Source organism: Bacillus cereus group sp. N12, from assembly GCF_016483575.1.
Taxonomy (GTDB): Bacteria; Bacillota; Bacilli; order Bacillales; family Bacillaceae_G; genus Bacillus_A; species Bacillus_A toyonensis.
The window spans coordinates 1-261 of record NZ_JAEHBO010000237.1 but is presented as its reverse complement, the minus strand read 5'-3'; the positions used below and the strand labels follow the sequence as shown (position 1 = coordinate 261).

The following is a 261-nucleotide window of genomic DNA, read 5'->3' as shown; positions in this document are numbered from 1 at the left end:
AGCCTCACTAATCACAAAATTCATCCCAAGTGAAGCTAAAAATTCTTCTTTTGGGCCTTCATATTCTTCTTCATCCTTCGTTCTCTTAAGATTTTCTAAATACATCAGTCTTCGACGACCTGAATCTTCTGTAATTCTTTTTGGTTGTAGTCGTGGCAAGTCTAATAACGACTTATATTCATTTACATGTATACACAGAATATCATTATGAACACTCTGTACTTCTTCTAATTCAAAAGGTTGGTCATCAATGAACGCAAA

Annotated in this window: 1 pseudogene; it reads right to left on the bottom strand. The window is 34.1% G+C overall.

The features are described from left to right. Nucleotides 1-261, bottom strand: a pseudogene (locus JDS92_RS30300) (hypothetical protein); the annotation flags it as partial.